Annotated in this window: 18 protein-coding genes; 3 read left to right on the top strand and 15 right to left on the bottom strand. The window is 62.2% G+C overall.

Annotated features, from left to right (window positions below; genetic code table 11):
- Position 1: 1 nt before the first annotated feature.
- Together PMI16_RS24700 and PMI16_RS24695 are read left to right on the top strand one after the other, a co-directional pair.
- Positions 2 to 2,311 (top strand): xanthine dehydrogenase family protein molybdopterin-binding subunit, encoded by a 2,310-nt coding sequence (locus PMI16_RS24700; protein ID WP_034382242.1) that lies wholly within the window; start codon positions 2 to 4, stop codon positions 2,309 to 2,311.
- Positions 2,312 to 2,362: 51 nt separating this feature from the next.
- Entirely contained in the window at positions 2,363 to 3,391 is a 1,029-nt protein-coding gene (locus PMI16_RS24695; RefSeq protein WP_007884686.1) for an XdhC family protein, read from the top strand.
- A 32-nt stretch (positions 3,392 to 3,423) separates the two neighbouring features.
- Here PMI16_RS24695 and PMI16_RS24690 read toward each other — a convergent pair whose 3' ends face one another.
- From PMI16_RS24690 to dctP, 14 genes are all read right to left on the bottom strand, one after another.
- Positions 3,424 to 4,047, bottom strand: coding sequence for a nucleotidyltransferase family protein (locus PMI16_RS24690; RefSeq protein WP_007884685.1), 624 nt, complete (start codon positions 4,045 to 4,047; stop codon positions 3,424 to 3,426).
- A 52-nt stretch (positions 4,048 to 4,099) separates the two neighbouring features.
- Complete coding sequence (locus tag PMI16_RS24685; RefSeq protein WP_007884684.1) at positions 4,100 to 6,202, bottom strand: EAL domain-containing protein; 2,103 nt, start codon at positions 6,200 to 6,202, stop codon at positions 4,100 to 4,102.
- A gap of 15 nt (positions 6,203 to 6,217) precedes the next feature.
- Positions 6,218 to 6,664 (bottom strand): response regulator, encoded by a 447-nt coding sequence (locus tag PMI16_RS24680; protein WP_007884683.1) that lies wholly within the window; start codon positions 6,662 to 6,664, stop codon positions 6,218 to 6,220.
- Positions 6,651 to 8,012, bottom strand: a complete 1,362-nt coding sequence (locus tag PMI16_RS24675) for a sensor histidine kinase (RefSeq protein ID WP_007884682.1) — start codon at positions 8,010 to 8,012, stop codon at positions 6,651 to 6,653. The genes PMI16_RS24680 and PMI16_RS24675 overlap by 14 nt, the downstream gene beginning before the upstream one ends.
- Positions 8,013 to 8,358: 346 nt before the next feature.
- Positions 8,359 to 9,291: an ACP S-malonyltransferase gene (locus tag PMI16_RS24670; RefSeq protein WP_007884680.1), complete on the bottom strand. Its 933-nt coding sequence runs from the start codon at positions 9,289 to 9,291 to the stop codon at positions 8,359 to 8,361.
- Complete coding sequence (gene mdcB, locus PMI16_RS24665; protein ID WP_007884678.1) at positions 9,288 to 10,250, bottom strand: triphosphoribosyl-dephospho-CoA synthase MdcB; 963 nt, start codon at positions 10,248 to 10,250, stop codon at positions 9,288 to 9,290. Before mdcB ends, PMI16_RS24670 begins: the two co-directional genes overlap by 4 nt.
- Positions 10,238 to 10,939, bottom strand: coding sequence for a malonate decarboxylase holo-[acyl-carrier-protein] synthase (mdcG, locus tag PMI16_RS24660; protein ID WP_007884675.1), 702 nt, complete (start codon positions 10,937 to 10,939; stop codon positions 10,238 to 10,240). The genes mdcB and mdcG overlap by 13 nt, the downstream gene beginning before the upstream one ends.
- Positions 10,923 to 11,639, bottom strand: a complete 717-nt coding sequence (gene mdcE / locus PMI16_RS24655) for a biotin-independent malonate decarboxylase subunit gamma (RefSeq protein ID WP_007884674.1) — start codon at positions 11,637 to 11,639, stop codon at positions 10,923 to 10,925. Before mdcE ends, mdcG begins: the two co-directional genes overlap by 17 nt.
- Positions 11,636 to 12,535: a biotin-independent malonate decarboxylase subunit beta gene (locus PMI16_RS24650; protein ID WP_034382248.1), complete on the bottom strand. Its 900-nt coding sequence runs from the start codon at positions 12,533 to 12,535 to the stop codon at positions 11,636 to 11,638. Before PMI16_RS24650 ends, mdcE begins: the two co-directional genes overlap by 4 nt.
- Before the next feature lie 11 nt (positions 12,536 to 12,546).
- On the bottom strand, positions 12,547 to 12,858 hold the full coding sequence (gene mdcC / locus PMI16_RS24645) for a malonate decarboxylase acyl carrier protein (RefSeq protein ID WP_007884670.1): 312 nt from the start codon (positions 12,856 to 12,858) through the stop codon (positions 12,547 to 12,549).
- Position 12,859: 1 nt separating this feature from the next.
- Entirely contained in the window at positions 12,860 to 14,536 is a 1,677-nt protein-coding gene (mdcA, locus tag PMI16_RS24640) for a malonate decarboxylase subunit alpha (protein WP_007884668.1), read from the bottom strand.
- Positions 14,537 to 15,886: a TRAP transporter large permease gene (locus PMI16_RS24635; protein ID WP_007884665.1), complete on the bottom strand. Its 1,350-nt coding sequence runs from the start codon at positions 15,884 to 15,886 to the stop codon at positions 14,537 to 14,539. It lies immediately after the preceding gene.
- On the bottom strand, positions 15,883 to 16,437 hold the full coding sequence (locus tag PMI16_RS24630) for a TRAP transporter small permease (protein WP_007884663.1): 555 nt from the start codon (positions 16,435 to 16,437) through the stop codon (positions 15,883 to 15,885). The genes PMI16_RS24635 and PMI16_RS24630 overlap by 4 nt, the downstream gene beginning before the upstream one ends.
- Positions 16,434 to 17,459, bottom strand: a complete 1,026-nt coding sequence (gene dctP, locus PMI16_RS24625) for a TRAP transporter substrate-binding protein DctP (RefSeq protein ID WP_007884660.1) — start codon at positions 17,457 to 17,459, stop codon at positions 16,434 to 16,436. Before dctP ends, PMI16_RS24630 begins: the two co-directional genes overlap by 4 nt.
- Positions 17,460 to 17,744: 285 nt before the next feature.
- Here dctP and PMI16_RS24620 point away from each other — a divergent pair, with 285 nt between their 5' ends.
- Entirely contained in the window at positions 17,745 to 18,449 is a 705-nt protein-coding gene (locus PMI16_RS24620; RefSeq protein ID WP_007884659.1) for a GntR family transcriptional regulator, read from the top strand.
- Positions 18,450 to 18,464: 15 nt separating this feature from the next.
- On the opposite strand, the gene PMI16_RS24615 is transcribed toward PMI16_RS24620, so the two are convergent.
- On the bottom strand, positions 18,465 to 18,719 hold a 255-nt coding region (locus tag PMI16_RS24615), incomplete at its 5' end, for a LysR family transcriptional regulator substrate-binding protein (RefSeq protein WP_007884658.1).

Raw genomic sequence — 18,719 nt, 5'->3', positions numbered from 1 at the left:
AATGAGTACACGCGTCGATGAACTCGGCAAAGTACAACTGAGCCGCCGCAGCCTGCTCAAAGGCATGGTCTCCTTCACCGGCCTGGCGCTGACGGTCGGCAGCAATGGCATTGTCGGCATCGCCACGGCCGCCGACGCGCCCAAATACGGCGGCGACGGCATGCCGGGCGGACTCAAGGACAGCGCGCTGCTGTTCGTCTCGATCGGCGCCGACGGCATCGTCACCATCGTCGCCCACCGCTCCGAAATGGGCCAGGGCGTGCGCACCAGCCTGCCGATGGTGGTGGCCGATGAACTGGAAGCCGACTGGAGTCGCGTGCGCGTGCTGCAGGCGCAAGGCGACCAGGAAAAATACGGCAACCAGAACACCGACGGCTCGCGCAGCATGCGCCATTCTTTCGGCCCCATGCGCCAGGTCGGCGCCACCGCCCGCCTGATGCTGGAAACCGCCGCCGCGGCGCGCTGGAAAGTCCCGGTCGCCGAAGTCGAAACCAGGAACCACGAACTCATCCACAAGCCCAGCGGCCGCAAGCTCGGCTTCGGCGACGTCGCCGCAGAAGCCGCCAAATTGCCGCTGCCGGCACGCGACGCCGTCCATCTCAAGACGCCGCAACAGTTCCGCTACATCGGCAAGGACAGCACGCGCGGCATCGACCTGCATGACATCGTCACCGGCAACACGCAATACGGCATCGACACCCGCCTCGAAGGCATGGTCTACGCCGTGATCGCCCGCCCTCCGGTATATGGCGGCAAGCTGGCCGGCGTCGACAGCAGCGAAGCACTGAAAATCCCCGGCGTGATCCGCGTCGTCGAACTCAAGGGCAGCCCGCCGCCGGCATTGTTCAATCCGCTCGGCGGCGTCGCCGTGATCGCGCGCAACACCTGGGCCGCCATCAAGGGCCGCGAAGCGCTCAAGCTGACCTGGGACAACGGTCCCAACGCGTCTTACGATTCGGCCGAATACCGCAAGACCATGGAAGCCGCTGCGCGCAAACCGGCCAAGGCCGTGCGCAACAACGGCGACGCGATGGCCGCGCTGTCAACGGCAACACGTCGCATCGAGGCCGAATATTATCTGCCGCACATCGCCCACGCGACCATGGAGCCGCCTGCGGCCGTCGCCCGCATCGTCGACGGCAAGTGCGAAGTCTGGGCCTGCGTGCAGGCGCCGCAAGCCACGCGCGAAACCGTGGCCGGCCATCTGGGCCTGAAGCCGGAGCAAGTCACCGTCAACGTCACCTTGCTGGGCGGCGGTTTCGGCCGCAAGTCCAAGCCCGACTTCGCCGCCGAAGCGGCCCTGCTGTCCAAGGCCATGAACGGCGCGCCGGTCAAGGTCACCTGGACGCGTGAAGACGACATCCACCACGACTATCTGCACACCGTTTCCGTCGAACACCTGGAAGCTGCGCTCGACGCCAACGGCAAGGTCAACGCCTGGCTGCACCGCACGGTCGCGCCGACCATCGCTTCGATCTTCGTCGCCGGCGCCAAGGGCGAAGCGCCGTTCGAACTGGGCATGTCGGCGATCAACATTCCTTACGCGATTCCGAATTTCCGCGTGGAAGCGCCGGAAGTCGAGGCGCACGCGCGCATCGGCTGGTTCCGTTCGGTATCGAACATTCCGCATGCTTTCGCGGTCCAATCTTTCAGCGCCGAACTGGCAGCGGCGGCCAAGCGCGATCATCGCGACTACCTGCTTGAACTCATCGGCCCGGCACGCAAGATCAGTCCGTCGGAGATGTCCGACGGCTGGAACTACGGCGAATCGCCTGAACGTTATCCGCTCGATACCGGCCGCATGCGCGGCGTGATCGAACTGGCAACGGCAAAGGCCGGCTGGGGACGCAAGCTGCCCAAGGGCCGCGGACTCGGATTGGCGGTATGCTACAGCTTCGTCACGTATATCGCGGCGGTGGTCGAAGTGGTCGTCAACGACGAAGGCGAAGTATCGATCCCGCGCGTCGACATCGCCGTCGATTGCGGCCCGTCGATCAACCCGGACCGCATCCGCTCGCAAGTCGAAGGCGCCTGCATCATGGGCATCAGCCTGGCGATGACGGGTGAGATCTCGTTCAAGAACGGCGCCGTGGAACAAAGCAACTTCCACGACTACGAAGTCTTGCGCGCCTTCGCCGCACCGGGACAAATCCAGGTGCACATCGTGCCGCATGCGCTGGACGTGCCGCTGGGCGGCGTCGGCGAACCGGCCACGCCGACCATTGCGCCGGCGCTGTGCAATGCAATCTTTGCGGCAACCGGCAAGCGCATCCGCCAGTTGCCGATACGCGAGCAGCTGAAAAAAGCATGACGACGGAAACCTGCAAGACAAACCGTCAGTTTTAGTCAACACGGAGCACCCATGGAATCCATCGACTTCGACGTTCTCAATACCGCCCTCGCCTGGCACGAGCAGGGGCACCGCGTCCTGCTCGGCACCGTCATCCATACCTGGGGATCGGCGCCGCGCCCGGTCGGCTCGATGATGGCGATTCGCGGCGATGGCCATGTCCGTGGTTCCGTTTCCGGCGGCTGCGTGGAGGACGATCTGATCCGTCGCATCCAAGCCGGCGAATTGCAGGATGCCTTGCCGTTCGAGTTGAAATACGGACTCACCGCCGACGAGGCGCATCGTTTCGGCCTGCCTTGCGGCGGCACCCTGGAAATCATGATGGAGCCGGTCTCGGCCATGTCGCGCATCGCGGAATTGCTGGCAGCCGTGCGCCAGGGCCTGCGCGTCACGCGCACGCTGGATCTCGACACCGGCGCGGCAACGCTTTCCACCGACAGCAACGCACGCCAGACGCTGGTGCAGGATCGCCAACTCATTGCGCCCTTCGGCCCGCGTTACCGCCTGATCATCATCGGCGCCGCACAGATGTCGCGCTATGTCGCGCAGTTTGCGCTGGCGCTGGACTATCAGGTGATCGTCTGCGATCCGCGCGAAGAATATCTGAAGGAATGGGATATCGCCGGCGTCGAGCTGTCCGACGAGATGCCCGATGATCTGCTGCTGCGCCTGCAACTGGACGCCAACAGCGCCGTCGTGACGCTCACCCACGACCCCAAACTGGACGACATGGCGCTGATCGAAGCGCTCAAGTCGCCGGCCTTCTATATCGGCGCCATCGGCTCGCGCACCAACAACATCAAGCGCCGCGAGCGGCTGGCATTGTTCGACATCAGCAGCGCCGAGATCGACAAGCTGCACGGCCCCGTCGGCCTGTTCCTCGGCGCGCGCACGCCGCCCGAAATCGCCGTCGCCATCCTGGCCGAAATGACCGCCATCCGCAACGGCGTCTCCATCTCGCAGACCCATGCCGCACGCACCGATCCCCTTCCCGGCGCCGAAGGCGGCGGCAGTTGCATGGTCGGCGAATTCACGAAATAAAAGGGTTGCCGCAAAAGGGTTGCCGCGTTCCCTCAGGGCGAGGAGAAGGCAGCGGCAAGATCGTCTCTTGTGTCGATGTCGCGGTGAATGCCGGGGTCGTTGACGGGGATGTCATTGACCGGGAACCTCTTCAGCAATTCCCGCGCACCGCGATCGCCGCTCAGTTGCAGCAATGCGTCCAGATGGCGGCGGCTGAAGGCAACCGGGTTGCCGCGTTGTCCCAGATAAGCCGGCACGGCGATGTCGACGCCGTCCTTGAGCGCCGCCAGCAAGCCGCCATGCGTCGACGCCAGCACATGCGGCATGTCGCCCAGCGCGATGATCCATCCTGCGACATCCCGCGCATGCCGCACGCCGCACATCAGCGAGGCGCTCATGCCCTCGGCTGCATCGGCGCATTCCACCACCTCGCAACCGATTGCCGCAAGACGCCGGCCAACCTCTCCCGGCAGATCGTTGACCACGGCGACGACCGGCAGCACACTCAGGAGCCTGCGCGCCGCGGCTTCAACGACGCAGTCGTCCGTATCCGGCAAACGCGCCAGCAATTTGTTGTCGGCGCCACCGGCATCGAAGCGCGAGCCTTTTCCGGCAGCCAGCAAGAGGCCGCGAAAGGAAGAAGAGGAAGGGAAAAGAGTAGAAGTGGCGGAGATCATGGACGCCAATTATCCATCAAAACAACGTCCGTGCAACTTCGACACGGCATCGTCAGTCGGCTTTCCCGTACCGCAGCAGGAAACGGGTGCAATCGTCCACGGCCAGCGGCCTGCTGAAGTAATAGCCCTGCACCTTGTCGCAGCCGCTCTGCTTCATGACATCGTGCTGCCCCTGCTCTTCCACGCCTTCGGCCAGCACTTCCAGATGCAGACTGCGCGCCAGGGCAATGACGGCCTTGGAGATGGCCAGATCGTCGGCGTCCGTGGTGACATCGCGTACGAAGGATTGATCGATTTTTAACTGATCCACCGGAAAGCGCTTGAGATAGTTGAGGTTGGAATAGCCGGTGCCGAAGTCATCGATTGACAGACGTATGCCCATGGCTTTGAGCGATTGCATGACCTCGATGCTTTTCTCCGGCGTTTCCATCGAGGCGCTTTCGGTCAGTTCCAGCTCCAGGCAACGCGAATCGAGCCCGCTGTCGTCCAGCGCCTTGCGCACCACGCTGGCCAGATTCTTCAGGGCGAACTGCTTTGCCGACAAATTGACCGCCATCGTCAGCCCGTGCATCCCCATGTCGTGCCAGCGCTTGCCCTGTTCGCAAGCCGTGCGCAAAACCCATTCTCCGATCGGCACGATCAATCCGGTTTCTTCCGCCAGCGGGATGAACTGCAGCGGCGAAACCATGCCCTTTTCAGGATGTTGCCAGCGCAGCAGGGCTTCGATGCCGACGACCTTGCCGCTTTCCAGCGATATCTGCGGCTGATAGTGCAGGATCAGCTCGTTCTTCTGCACCGCCTGACGCAGCTGCGAGGCCATTTGCAACCGGTAGCTGACCTGGCTGTTCAGGCTCGGCGTATAGAACTGGAAACGCTCCAGCACGTTGTCCATGGCGCGATGCATGGCGACCTCGGCCGCTTGCAGCAGGGCGTCGCCGTTGTCGCCGTCATTGGGATAGACGGTCACGCCGATGTTCGATTCCAGATAGACGCCCTCGCTGTCGTCGACGTGATACGGCAGATCGAGCACGTCGATGATCTCTTGCACCGCCATGGCGATCTGGTCTTGCGCAGGTACATGCAACACCATCGCAAAGCTGGTGTCGCCGAAGCGCGCCAGCGTCGCGTCATGCTGCATCAATTCCGCCAGGCGGCGACCGGCTTCCACCAGCGCCTCTTCGCTCAGTTTCAACCCCAGGCTTTCACGCACGGCGATGGCGCCGCGCACGCCGATGAGGATGACGGCGATCAGGCCGGGCCGTTGTTCGCGCTCCACCCGCGTGATGCCTTGCTCCAGCCGGTCGCGCAACAGGCTGCGATTGGGCAGGCCGGTCAGGACGTCGTAGTTGCTCAGGCGATGCACGCGATCTTCCGCCTGGCGCCATTGCGTGATGTCGATGCCGCTGCAAATGAAATTGAACGCCAGTCCGCTGTCGTCCTGCAGGAAGGTGGTCAACCACAGGATCTCGCGCCGCTCGCCGCCGGCCGTCATCCAGCGGCTTTGATATTGCAGCGGCTGTGTCTGCAGATGCCAGTGCAAGAAGTGATTGCGCACCGGTTCGATCTCTTCCGTCGGAAAGAAAACATCCCAGAACTGCTTGTCCTGCACCTGCGACAGCGTGTAACCGGTGGTACGCTCGGCGGCCTGATTGAAGCGCATGATGCGACCGTCCTTGTCCAGCATCATGCCCAGCGCGCCGGTGGTGTCGAAGATGGCGGACAGCAGATTGCGTTCAGTCTGCAACGCCTGTTCCATCTTGCGGCGGATCTTGTTCTGGTGCGCTTCCTGCAGGGCGCGCTCCACGGCGGACGGCAGGCGCGCAAGATTGGACTTGAGCACATAGTCGTAAGCACCGTGTTTCAACGCCTTGATGGCGCGCTCCTCGCCCATGGTGCCGGACACGAACAGGAACGGCGTACTCGGCGTCGTTTCCTGCACGATTTGCAGCGCCGACATGCCGTCGAAGGTGGGCAGGGAAAAATCGCCCAGAACGATATCCGGCTGATAATTGCTCAAGGCGTCGACGAACGCATCCTCGGTGTCCACCTGGCGAACATCGCAGGCAATCCCGGCACGCACCAGCTCATAACGCGACAATTCAACATCGTCGGGATCGTCCTCGACCATCAGAATCTTGAGTGTGCCTCTTCTCATCCCCATGTCCTATGTTCAGGATACCGGCACCCGATTGACGAGCATCCAGTAGAAACCGGCCTTTTCCACCTCTTCCTGGAAACTTTCGAAATCCACCGGCTTGACGATGTAACTGTTGACGCCAAGCTGGTAGCACTCGCTCAGATCCTGCTCTTCGGCGGACGAGGTCAGCATGACGACCGGGATCGCTCGCGTGACGGGATCTTCCTTGATCTTGCGCAGTACGTCGATGCCGCTGACCTTGGGCAGCTTGATGTCCAGCAAGATCAGCTTGAGCGGCTCGTCCTGCGCGCGATGTGCATAGCTGCCCTTGGAGAAAATGAAATCCAGCGCATCCGCGCCGTCCTGCACCCACTCCACCTTGTTGGCGAGCTTCTTCCTTTGCAGCGCGCGCAGCGACAACTCGGCATCGTAGGGATTGTCTTCCACCAGCAAAATGTCGATCTTTTCAAAGTTGCTCATTGCCACCCTCTCCGCCATCCTTTCGCAACACCACAGGCAGCGTGAAATGAAACGCTGCTCCTTCGCCGACGGCGCCTTCAGCCCAGACGCGTCCACCGTGGCGCGTCACGATGCGATGCACGATCGCCAGGCCGACGCCGGTCCCCTCGAACTCGCTGACGCGATGCAGGCGCTGGAACACGCCGAACAGCTTGTTGTAATAGCGCATGTCAAAACCGGCGCCGTTGTCGCTGACCGTGTACGTCAGCATGCCGCCATCCACTGCTCCCTTGATCGTGATATGCGCCTGTTCGCGCTTGGCGCTGAACTTGCAAGCATTGGACAGCAGGTTGAACCAGACCTGCCTGATCAAGGTAAGGTCGCCTCGCGCCACGGGCAACTCGTCCATCGACAGCGTGGTGGTGTTGGTTGCCGCGCTCGTGGCATCGTTGAACGCAGCCTGCGCCAGCGCCGCCATGTCGAGATGGCCGTAGTTGAGCTCCTTGCGTCCCAGGCGAGAAAACTCCAGCAGTTCATCAATCAGCCGCCCCATGTTGCGGGTGTTGTTGCGGATGATTTCCAGCTTGCGCCGTCCTTCCTCGTCCAGTTGTTCGGCGATGTCTTCTTCCAGCATGCGCGCAAAACCGTCGATGGCGCGCAGCGGCGCGCGCAAATCATGCGAAACCGAATAGCTGAAGCTCTCCAGTTCCTTGTTGCTGGCCTCCAGTTTTTCGATGTTGTTCTTGAGCTGCCGCGTCAGTTCGCGGTTGGTCTCCTCCAGCTTGCCGCGCGCAAGGATTTCAAGCTTGAGGGCGCGATTGAGCGCATGCAGGTGTTGATTGCCGGCAGCAACATCCTCAGTCGACTCCGAAAGTTCCAGTTCATCCGCGCCGATACTTTTTTGCAGTTCCTCATGCAAGCGACCCAGCTCATCGCGATTTTTCTTGAGCAACACATAGGACGTGATGTCTTCCACGCGATGCATGATGTAGAGAATGTTGCGCGCCTCATCCATCACGGGGAAGTTCGACGGACTCCAATAACGCTCCTCAAAGCCGCTGCCGTCGGGCCGCGGCACATCGTACTTCTGCATTGCCATGGCGTCCGGCATTTTGGTCGCCAGCACCAGGTCCAGGGAGCGACGCAGGTTGGCGACGCCGTCGGCATTGGGGTCGTCCGGATTGTCAGGAAAAACATCGAACAGATGACGTCCGATAATGTGTTCGCGTCGCGTCAGGGTCGCCTGCAGATAGGCATCGCTGACGGCGGTAATAGTGAAGTCGGGCAGCAGGACCAGAAACAGTCCCGGCACCGATTCGAACAGCAATCGAAAATCTGCAATCCCCTTTGCGCAGACCTGTAATGTCATCGCTTATGTCCGTATCTTGAAAGAGCCGCAAGGATCTCGAGTAGCACGTCGAGTACCAAGCCGCATGCTTCGCACCCCGCACATTGTCATGTCAGGGCAGACTTAATTTTCTTGATTTTCTTAATTTCTTGCTTGGTTCTTGTTGGTCATGAAGCGCTTCGAAAGTGCGCAAAACTCGGTCAGTGGAACAAGGCTGATTGTTTATATTTTTGTAAAACCCGGGTGACGAGTCCAATGTACCTAATTGATAGTTACATTTCAAGCGTACGTAACGGGTTTTGAAGAGGCGTGTGCAAAACTTGATTTTTTGCCAATCAACATCTTCCCGGTAGGTTGAAAAATGCCATCAACCGAGGCGGCTTTGCAACCATGTCGAGGCACCCGCAAGGCTGCGGAAATCGGAAAGGGAACGGCATTCGATATGCGGCTGGCGCTCGCGCAGCATGCGCGACAACGCCGAACCCGGGCCGAGTTCCAGCGCGACGGCAATACCTCGTTCCGCGCAGGCGTCCATGCACGCCGACCACTGGATGGTGTCAGTCAGTTGCTCTGCGAGACTGTGCTTCGCCGCATCTTTGTCGCGGATCTCTTGCGCCGAAATACCGGCCAGGACGGGAGTGACGGGATCGTTGAACTCGACGGCATTCAACGCCAATGAAAACGGCGCCAGCGCCGACGCCATCAGCGGCGTATGCGACGCGATGCCGACCGGCAACACGCTGGTTCTCGCACCCAGCGATTCGCATTGCCGCCTCGCCGTCAGCAGGTCCGCGCTGCGACCGCCTGCAATGAGCGTATCGAAACCTGTCCGTATCGCCACATGGGCATGATGCTGCTGCAATACGGCCGCAGCCTCTTCAACCGGCAAACCGCTCACCGACATCAATCCCTGCTGCGGTTCATCGCGCAGGCATGCATCCATATATCCGGCGCGTGCAATTGCCAGGTCGATCGCGACCGCTGCCCGCAAGGAAGCTGCAACGCCATATGCCGTCAACTCGCCGATGCTGTAGCCGGCAACCAGGTCCGGCGTCGGAAGCGCATCGCGCAACACCTGCCACGCCGCCAGCCCGGCGGCGACCACCAGTGGCTGCGCATGGCGATTGGCGAACAGCAGGCTGTCGTCCTGCAGTATCGCGTCGAGCGGATGCGCCAGGCGTTGATCCAGTGCGTATTCCTGCAAGACCCCGGCGCCACGCGCGTCGTTGCGCAGCAGATCGAACATGGCGGCATGCTGGCCGCCTTGTCCGGGACAGAGAATGGCAAACCGCTCCGTCATGCTTTCAGGCCGGCGTTGTATTTGCCCTGCCCTTCGCCGCCGCACACGGCATGCAACAGGCAAGCCGCCGCCAGCAGATCCGCGGCGCCGCCCGGCGACAGGCGATGTTGCACGAATTCATGATGGCATGCTTGCGCCCGTGCTTGCCAGGCGATATTGCCGGTGCCGCCGTCGTTCATGAAAGCACGGCTGCGTTGCTGCACCCTTGCCGCTCCGGCACTGCCGCCGCGATGATAGACGTTGGTGTCGCTGACGTGCGCCATCAACGCGAACAAGGCGTCAACCTTGGCGCATTGCCAGTCGCGCCCGGCATCGAGCGTCGCCTGCAATTGCGGCAAGGCGACATCAAAGACGGATGGGAATCCCAGCGCACCTTCTTCGCGCGCGCCTCCGACGGCATGGTGTGCGGCCACGCGCAGACCGTTGCTGTCGTTTTCTGCGGCTCTTGTGTGCGCTGCCAAGGCATCGCCCCACTGAATCAGCAATGTCGCGCGCACCGCCTGCGGAGAAAGCGTCATGTCCTGCGCGCGGCACGACGCCACTGCGGCGCACAGCATGCCCAGGCAAAAGATCGCGCCGCGATGAGTATTGATGCCACCAGTCGCCTGCAGCATGCGCTGCTCGGCCTTGATGCCGAGTTGTTTGAGTACGCTGAACGGCGCGCCGCTCGCCCCCGCCTCGGCAATCTCGAAGAAGTAGTGCCGCAAGGAGAACAGGCTGCGCATGAACGTCGACGCATCCATGTCGTCGTGGCTGCCGTTGTCCACCAGCGAGACCAATCCCGGTTTGGGATAAAGCGTCAGCTCCTGATGCAGGCTGCGCACCGCTGCGCGCGCCAGCATGCCGCAAAAGGCACGCAAGCTGCGTCGCCGGCGGCGGCGCTCGGTATAGTGCGGCACGCTTGCCAGACGCATCGCTGGCATGGCCGGCGGATGATCAAGATGATTCAGGCCGGACATGTCGGCCTCTCATGTGTTTCTCTATTGTTCAGCATGGTCAGAAGGTCGCCGACACGCACGAGGGAGACGTCGCGACTGCGTTTGAGCAGTACGCGGTTATCCGGGCGCCTGCCGGCTTGCGCCCATTCTTTCCACGACACGGCGGCGTCATCGGGAAAGGCGACTTCGCCATCCAGCGGCAAGACTTGTGCATGCCGTTCAAACAGACGGATACCCTCCGTCAATTGCTGCTCGCCCGATGGGCGGAACAACAGATCGATATCGGAAGAATCGCGCAGATACCGCTGACCTGTCAGCGCCTGCAAGGCCAACGAACCATAGACGCCGACTGACAGTCCTTGCGCGGCAATGTCGCCATGCAATTGCTGTAACGCAGCATGCCAAGACAACGGCGCGTGCGGAATGACATCCGCAATTTCCAGCGGCGCCCGCACCATGCGCACCTGCGTCTTTGCTACGCGCAAAGGCAGACGCAGCTTATTACCCTCGGTATCGGGAGGCAAGGCCACGCCCAGGCAAATCGCATCCTCCGGGCAATCCGCATCCTGCCGACGCACTACCGCCGGCCAGTCGTGCATCCGCCAGCGCCGGACGTGATGGCGATGTTCGTCCGGCAGCGTCGCGGCGGCATCCTGCCAGCCGCGTTCGCTCAGCCAGACCAGGCTGTGTCGCTTATAGGGGCTGGACATCGCTGCCGCTGACGATGGCGTTGACGACGCGCTGCGACCAGTTGCGGCCGCCGCGTTGCTGACCGAGCGCGGCGCGTCCGTCCCGGTTGTCGGCATCGGCGAGCGCCTGCACCAGTTGCGCGGCCAGATCCTTGCTCCAGATGTCGGCGACGCCACCCATGCGGCGATAGTTTTCCGGCCCGGGCGCAAACACCGGATTGCTTTTGGCCAGCTCGACCAGCCGTTCTTCCGGTACCTTGGTGATGCGCGCCATGGCGGGCAAGCCCATCACGCGGATGGTCGCATCCGGCAAGGCGTAGCAGGCGTCGGCCATCAGACCGCTGGTGATGAAGCCGCCCGACAGCGCCTGGTCGTACACCAGGCCGATGATCTTGTGTCCCTCGCGTCGCGCCAGGTCGATGCACTTGCCCAGATGCGCCATGTAGCTGTTGATGCCGAGCATCTCGTCGCGATGACGCAGGCGCTGGCCTTGCGTGTCGACCAGGATGACGATGGAACGCCCCGGATGCGCGCGCACGGTTTGCAGGATGGCCTGCGCCTGCGACAAGGCGATCTCGATGCCGATCGGCGTATGACCGGTGGTGCCGACGACGGTGACGACCTCGCCGTCGACCTGCGCCGTGCCGGACAAAAATTCGGCTTTCTCGGTAATGCTGTGGCCTTGCGGAAACAAATCGTCCGCCAATGTTTGCCAGCTCATGGTGTTCCTTTCACGCGATGCGCTTCGGCCAGGGCGACGAACGGTCCGGCTTCCAGCAACGGAACCTGCTGTGCCTGCGCCACCCCCAGGCGCTCCCAGATTTCCTGCGGATCGGCGGCGTCGCCGAAGCGGGCGATGCGTTGTTCGAGCATGGCTTGCTCCGCTTCCAGCGCTTGCAGCGTCAGCGCAGTCGGATTGCCCTTGAATGCTTGCAAGGTCCGCGATGCCGCTGCACGAAACGCTTCCGTGTCATCCGCAACGATGCCCTGGCAATCGCCCAGCAAATAGCGATGCTTGCCGCCGGTGGTGCGCCACACCAGCGCGCGGTCGCGCGAGTCGAATTCTTCGACGCCGTTGGCGGTCTCGATCACTTCCGGTCCCGACATGGCCAGACGGCCTTCTTCCGACATGATGATGGCGTTGGCGCAGCGCGCGACGATGCCCATGCCGCCGAAGCAGCCGTTGGAGCCGCCCACCAGCACGATGACGGGAATGCCTGCCGCACGCGTGTCGAGCACGGCGCGCATCACTTCGGACACGGCGATCAGGCCGGCGTTGGCTTCATGCAGGCGCACGCCGCCGGTTTCCAGCAGCAGGATGACGCCTTCGGCTTGTTCCTGCACGGCGCGTTTGAGCAAGCCAACCAGTTTGGCGCCGTGGACTTCGCCGACCGCGCCGCCCATGAAACCGCCCTCCTGCGCTGCCGCAAATACCTTCGCGCCGTTGAGACTGCCGCGTCCGACCACGACGCCGTCGTCGAACGACACCGGTGCATCGAGCTGCCCCAGATGCGGACTGACGATGCGTTTGGACGGTGGCAAAAATTCTTCAAAACTGCCGGCGTCGAGCACCTGTGCGATGCGTTCGCGGGCGTTGGCTTCCAGATAACTGGACATTTTCACCGCCATCATTTTTCCTCCACCATGGCTTCCACCGCCTGATCCAGGCGCAGGCTGACCACGGCCGGCGTCGCGCCCATGTCGTTGATCGAGATGCGCGTGTCGGCCAGTTGCCAGCGCTTGTTGAAGTCGCCGATGACGGCTTCCCAGATCGCACCGAAGCCGCGCGCGGCGGTCTTGATTTCGACGGCGCAGCCGCCCTGCAGGTCGGCCGGTTCGATCAGCACTTCGAGATTGCCCGAGCTGACCACGCCGACCAGTTCGGCCTTGGCGGACAGCTTGCGGGTGCCGTTTTCAAAACGATAGTTCAAGGTTTCCATATCACCAGTTCCTGAAACGTTTGGGCGGGTTGTACAGGCCGCCGGAGGCGCGCACCAGATCCTTCATGTTCTTGGCCGCCAGCAGGTCGCGCGTGGCGAGGCGCTTGTCGATGCCCATGTCCTCGGCGCGGCGAATGATGCCCCGATCACGCAGGTTCTCGACCATGCGCTTGTCGCGCGCCAGGCCGACCGGCGTATAACCGGCTACGCCGCGAATGGCTTGCTCGCGCTCTTCCTCGGTGCGGCACAGCAGCAGGTTGGCGATGCCTTCTTCGGTCAGGATGTGCGTGACGTCGTCGCCGTAAATCATCACCGGCGGAATCGGCATGTTGGCCTGTTCGGCCAGTTGCCAGGCATCGAGCTTGTCGACGAAGGCCGGTTGCATGTGTTCGCGGAAGGTTTCCACGGTCTGCACCACCAGCTTCTGCCCGCGCGGGATGGCGTTCTTGCCGGCCCTCGCCTGCTGGCCGGCCTTGAGCCAGGCCGGGCTGGCGTGACGGCGGCCGCGCGCGTCGGCGCCCATGTTGGGCGCGCCGCCGAAACCGGCAATGCGTCCCAATGTCGCGGTCGATGAGTTGCCCTGCAAGTCGATCTGCAAGGTCGAGCCGATGAACATGTCGCAGGCGTAATGGCCCGCTGTTTGCGAAAACGCGCGGTTGCTGCGCATGGAGCCGTCCGGACCGACGAAGAAGACGTCGGGACGCGCGCGGATGTAGTCTTCCATGCCCAGTTCGGAGCCGAAGGAATGCACCGACTCGACGAAACCCGCTTCGATGGCCGGGATCAATGCCGGATGCGGATTCAGCGCCCAGTGCTTGCAGATCTTGCCGCGCAGGCCGAGCGATTCGGCGTAAGTCGGCAGGATCAATTCGATCGCGGCAGTGTCGAAGCCGATGCCGTGGTTGAGACGCTGGACGCCGTATTCGGCGTAGATGCCCTTGATGGCCATCATCGCCATGAGCACCTGGATTTCGGAAATCTGCGCCGGGTCGCGCGTGAACAACGGTTCGATGTAATGCGGCGTCGGCGCCTTGGTCACGAAGCTGACCCAGTCGGCCGGGATGTCGATGCGCGGCAGCACGTCGACGATTTCGTTGACCTGTGCGATCACAATGCCGCTGCTGAACGCGGTGGCTTCGACAATCGCCGGCGTGTCCTCGGTATTGGGTCCGGTATAGAGATTGCCGTGGCGATCCGCCGCCTGCGCCGCCACCAGGGCGACGCGCGGCGTCAGGTCGACGAAATAGCGGCCGAACAATTCCAGATAGGTATGGATCGCGCCGATATTGAGCTTGCCGGCCGACGCCAGCTTGGCCAGCCGACCGGCCTGCGGACCGGAGAAGGAAAAATCCAGTTTCGAGGCAATGCCTTTTTCGAAGACGTCCAGATGCTCCGGCAAGGCCAGCACCGAAAACAGCATGTGCAGGTCATGCACGCGCGCCGGATCGAGCCCGGCCAGCGCCTTCGAGAGGAAATCGGCCTGCTTCTGGTTGTTGCCTTCAAGGCAGACGCGATCGCCCGATTCGATGACGGCGTACAACAAATCGGCAATGCGCGCCGACGGCAAGAGCTTGCCTTCGAGCGCATTGCCGAGCACGCTGCCTGCGCGCGCCAGGCGTTCATTGCGATTGGTTTGCCGACGATTCCAGACGTGGTCGGTCGGGGTGGCTACAGGCATCTACTTCACTCCCATGAGGATATTGGGCAAGCCGGTGGCGATGCCCGGAAAGAAACACAACAGAATCACCGCAAGGAACATCAGCGCCAGGAAAGGAATCGTGCCCTTGATGACTTCCGACAGCGGGATGTCGGGTGCGATGTTCTTGATCACGAACAAGTTCAATCCTACCGGCGGATGGATCAGGCCCATTTCCATCACCACGGTCATGACGATGCCGAACCAGATCAGGTCGAACCCGGCTTCGCGCAAAGGCGGCAAAATGATCGGCGCCGTCATCAGGATGATCGATACCGGCGGCAGGAAGAAACCAAGCACGATCACCATCAGCAGGATCACCGCCAGCAGCAGCCATTTCGACAGATGCATGTCGACCACCCACTGCGCCGCCGACTGGCTGATGTGCAGGTAACTCATCACATAGGAATACAGCAGCGACATGCCGATGATCAGCAGCAGCATGCCCGATTCCTTGATGGTCGAGTTGAGGAAGGGCACCAGCTCGCGCGGCTTGTAGATGCGGTAGACGACGGCGATCAGCACGATGGCCAGCAAGGCGCCCAGACCCGCGGTTTCCGACGGCGTGGCAAAGCCGCCGTACAGCGCCACCATCACGCCGATCAGCAGGATCAGGAAAGGCAGCACGCGCGGCAGCATTTCCACCTTTTGCGCCAGCGTGAAATGCTCGTCGTCGAGGTAAGCCGACTTGGCGCCGCCGCCGGTGTAGATGGCGTGCGCCATCTTGTACTCCTTGCGCGCGCGGAACACGGCATAGCCCGCGAACAGGATCACCAGCAACACGCCCGGCCCGATGCCCGCGAGGAACAGGCGTCCCAGCGATTGCTCCGCCGCCACCGCGTACAGGATCATGGTGATCGACGGCGGCAGCAGGATGCCGAGCGTGCCGCCCGCGGCGATGATGCCTGCCGCAAACCCGGGCGAATAACCGCGACGGCGCATTTCCGGAATGCCGGCCGAGCCGATCGCCGAGCAAGTCGCCGGCGACGAACCCGCCATCGCGGCGAACAAGGCGCAGGCAAACACGTTGGCGATGCCGAGGCCGCCGGGCACGCGATTCAACCAGGCGTGGATGGCCGAGTACAAATCCTTGCCGGCCGGGGATTTGCCGATCGCAGCACCTTTCAGGATGAACAGCGGAATCGACAACAAGGTGATGGAAGCGATTTCTTCATAGACGTTTTGCGTGACGGTGTCCAGCGACGACGCCGGCATGAAGAAATACATGAACGATGTCGCCACCACGCCGAGCGCAAACGCGATCGGCATGCCGGAACACATCACGAGGATGGTAACGATCCCGTACAGGGAACCGAGGACTAAAGGCGTCATGCGGCCTCCTTCGTTCCGGTGATGCGGGTCAGCACCTGCACCAGCAATTGCAACGTCAGCATGCTCATGCCCAGCGCCATCATCGCGTAGGGAATCCACAGCGGCGGCGCAAAGGTCGACGAGGTGGTTTGCCCATCGACCCAGGCTTCATGAAACAGCGTCCACGACTTCCACGCGAAGAAGGCGCAAAACACGAACGAGATCAAGTCGACGATGAACATGCGGACCTTGTTTGCGTTCGGCGACAGGAAGCCGGCCAGCGCTTCGATGCCGATGTGGCCGCGCAGCGATTGCACGTAGGCCGAACACAGGAAGATCACGCCGACCAGCATGAACACCGATGCTTCGTCCTGCCAGTCGGTCGGCTGATGGAAGAAATAACGCACCACCACCGAGTACGTCAGGATCATTGACGTCACCATCAGCGCGATCATCGCCAGGAACACCGCGAGCTTGTTGTACTTCTCCAGCGCATGGTGCAACCCGGCCAGCGCGGCGTTGGCCGGCACCGCAGGTTTGGCCGGCGGCTGCATCTCGAAGCCGTGGCTCATAGGAGTTTCTCCGCCAGTTTCATCAGGTTGGCGCAGTTGGCGTTGCGTGCGGCAAAGTCTTTCCAGGCGGTGGCGCGGGCGATATCCTGCCACTTCTTGACGTTGGCGGCGTTGAGGTCGACCACCTTGGCGCCGGCCTTCTGGTACACGGCGGCGACGGCGACGTCGTCGGTCTGCGCGGCCTTCAGCGCGAACTGCTCCATCTCGGCGCCGACGGCCATGATCGCTGCTTGCTGGTCCTTGCTCAGTTTTTCGAACACGGACTTGGAAATCATCAGCGGCTCGAACATGTACCAGTACGCCTTGTCGCGGCCGGTGGTCAAGGCCTTGGCGACTTCTTCCAAGCGGAAGGACATGAAGGACGTCGACGAGGTCATCGCCGCATCCATCGCACCGGTCTGCATGGCGGCGTAGATTTCATTGGACGGCAGCGTCACCACGGCGGCGCCCGCTTCTTTCAGGATCAGGTCCATCTCGCGCGAACCGCCGCGCACTTTCATGCCCTTGGCGTCGGCCGGATCGACGATGGGCTTGCCGCGCGAGGCCACGCCGCCCGCCTGCCAGATCCAGCTGACGATGAGGATGCCCTTCTCCGCCAGGATGCGGGCCAGTTCCTTGCCGACTTCGGCGTTCTTCCAGGCCGAGCCTTGCGCGTACGAGGTTACCAGGCCGGGCATCAGGCCGATGTTGGTTTCCGGCACTTCGCCGCCGGCGTAGTTGAGCGGCACCAGCGACAGGTCGAGCGCGCCTTTGCGCATGGCCGAGAACTGCGCATTGACCTTCATCAGCGAAGAGCCGGGATAGATTTCGAACTTGAGGCTGCCCTTGGTGCGCTTGGTCACCTCTTCGGCAAACATGCGCGTCAGGCGATCGCGGAAGTCGCCTTCGTTGATGGTGCCGCCGGGAAACTGATGGGAAATCTTCAGCGAGGTGGTGGCCTGTGCCCAGGCCGACGTGCCGGCCGTCCACAACGGCGCCGTCGCCAGCGCGCCGATGATGCTTCTACGGGTTTGCGAAGTCATTGCTGCTCCTCCTTAGGGTGAAAGAAATACTGCTTTTTAATTATTCGGTGCCGGCTTGTTGCGAATGCTTGCCGGGATATTGCTGAGGTGGTCCCGGCCTGTTCTTGCCTGTTCTTGCCTTGCATCGCGGTGTTTTTGTAGCTGCCTTGCGACGTCGTCTCTGCACTTGCTTTGCTGTCTTTGCTTTTTTATGTATCTTTCTTGTATACACGTTCTTACAAAACAAATACATTGTCAAGCATCAGAGATGATTTAGAATTGATTCATTGCATACTTGATATCATCATGGACATCCCCAAGAAGCGTTCCGAGACATTGCGCGAATCGATTGAAGAGCTGATCGCCGTCGGCAAGCTGACGCCCGGCCAGCATCTGGACGAAACCGTGCTGGCCGAACAGTTCGGCGTCTCCCGTACGCCGATCCGCGAAGCGCTGATCCAGTTGGCGTCGATGGGCATCATCGTGATGCGGCCGCGGCGCGGCGCCATCGTGGCCGAGATCGGCCCGCAGCAACTGATCGAGATGTTTGAAGTCATGGCGGAACTGGAAGCCATGTGCGGCCGCCTGGCGGCACGCCGCATGTCGGCGGCAGAGCATGCCGCGCTGATGGCGGCGCATCAGGCCTGCAAGGATGCACGCGACGCCGCCGATCCGGATACCTATTTCTACAAGAACGAAGACTTCCACGGCCAGATCTACGCCGGCAGCCACAACGCTTTCCTGGAAGAACAGGCGCGCGTCCTGCAGCGCCGCCTGCGCCCCTACCGTCGCCTGCAACTGCGCGTGCGCGATCGCCTGAAAAGGTCTTACGACGAACACGAAGGCGTGGTCAAGGCCATCATCTCCGGCGACAGCGAACGCACGGTGGAATTGCTGCGCCAGCATGTGATGGTGCAGGGGCAGCGTTTTGCCGACCTGGTGGCGTCGCTGCACCAGTTGAAGTCAGCGCCTGACGGTGAGAAGCCGTCGCTTAGCGATGCGCTGGCCTGACGTTCGGCTGCCGCCTTAGTCCAGACTGAATCCCCACAACACATCCAGCACATGCTGCGTCGGCCGTTCGATATTCTCAGCGCGATGCGCAATGCCCAACTGACGCCATAGCGCCGGCTTCAAAGGCCGCATCTGGATGCGCGCATCGGGCAGCGAAGCGCCATCCTCATGCGGCAGCAAGGTGGCGCCATAGCCGGCCGCCACCAGACTCTTGATCGCATCGTTGTAGTTGAGCTGGATGCGTGGCACCGGCCGGTGGCCGCCGGTGGC

Source organism: Herbaspirillum sp. CF444 (assembly GCF_000282135.1).
GTDB lineage: Bacteria > Pseudomonadota > Gammaproteobacteria > Burkholderiales > Burkholderiaceae_D > Herbaspirillum.
This window is presented reverse-complemented; position numbering and strand designations above follow the sequence as displayed.

Bases quoted from the DNA above. Each gene is read 5' to 3' on its own strand.
- PMI16_RS24680 (WP_007884683.1), bottom strand. From the start codon at position 6,664: ATGAGCAACTTTGAAAAGATCGACATTTTGCTGGTGGAAGACAATCCC.
- dctP (WP_007884660.1), bottom strand. From the start codon at position 17,459: ATGACTTCGCAAACCCGTAGAAGCATCATCGGCGCGCTGGCGACGGCG.
- mdcB (WP_007884678.1), bottom strand. From the start codon at position 10,250: ATGTCCGGCCTGAATCATCTTGATCATCCGCCGGCCATGCCAGCGATG.
- PMI16_RS24695 (WP_007884686.1), top strand. From the start codon at position 2,363: ATGGAATCCATCGACTTCGACGTTCTCAATACCGCCCTCGCCTGGCAC.
- PMI16_RS24675 (WP_007884682.1), bottom strand. From the start codon at position 8,012: ATGACATTACAGGTCTGCGCAAAGGGGATTGCAGATTTTCGATTGCTG.
- PMI16_RS24630 (WP_007884663.1), bottom strand. From the start codon at position 16,437: ATGAGCCACGGCTTCGAGATGCAGCCGCCGGCCAAACCTGCGGTGCCG.
- PMI16_RS24700 (WP_034382242.1), top strand. From the start codon at position 2: ATGAGTACACGCGTCGATGAACTCGGCAAAGTACAACTGAGCCGCCGC.
- PMI16_RS24635 (WP_007884665.1), bottom strand. From the start codon at position 15,886: ATGACGCCTTTAGTCCTCGGTTCCCTGTACGGGATCGTTACCATCCTC.
- PMI16_RS24650 (WP_034382248.1), bottom strand. From the start codon at position 12,535: ATGTCCAGTTATCTGGAAGCCAACGCCCGCGAACGCATCGCACAGGTG.
- mdcG (WP_007884675.1), bottom strand. From the start codon at position 10,939: ATGTCCAGCCCCTATAAGCGACACAGCCTGGTCTGGCTGAGCGAACGC.
- PMI16_RS24685 (WP_007884684.1), bottom strand. From the start codon at position 6,202: ATGAGAAGAGGCACACTCAAGATTCTGATGGTCGAGGACGATCCCGAC.
- PMI16_RS24670 (WP_007884680.1), bottom strand. From the start codon at position 9,291: ATGACGGAGCGGTTTGCCATTCTCTGTCCCGGACAAGGCGGCCAGCAT.
- mdcE (WP_007884674.1), bottom strand. From the start codon at position 11,639: ATGAGCTGGCAAACATTGGCGGACGATTTGTTTCCGCAAGGCCACAGC.
- mdcA (WP_007884668.1), bottom strand. From the start codon at position 14,536: ATGCCTGTAGCCACCCCGACCGACCACGTCTGGAATCGTCGGCAAACC.
- PMI16_RS24690 (WP_007884685.1), bottom strand. From the start codon at position 4,047: ATGATCTCCGCCACTTCTACTCTTTTCCCTTCCTCTTCTTCCTTTCGC.
- mdcC (WP_007884670.1), bottom strand. From the start codon at position 12,858: ATGGAAACCTTGAACTATCGTTTTGAAAACGGCACCCGCAAGCTGTCC.
- PMI16_RS24620 (WP_007884659.1), top strand. From the start codon at position 17,745: ATGGACATCCCCAAGAAGCGTTCCGAGACATTGCGCGAATCGATTGAA.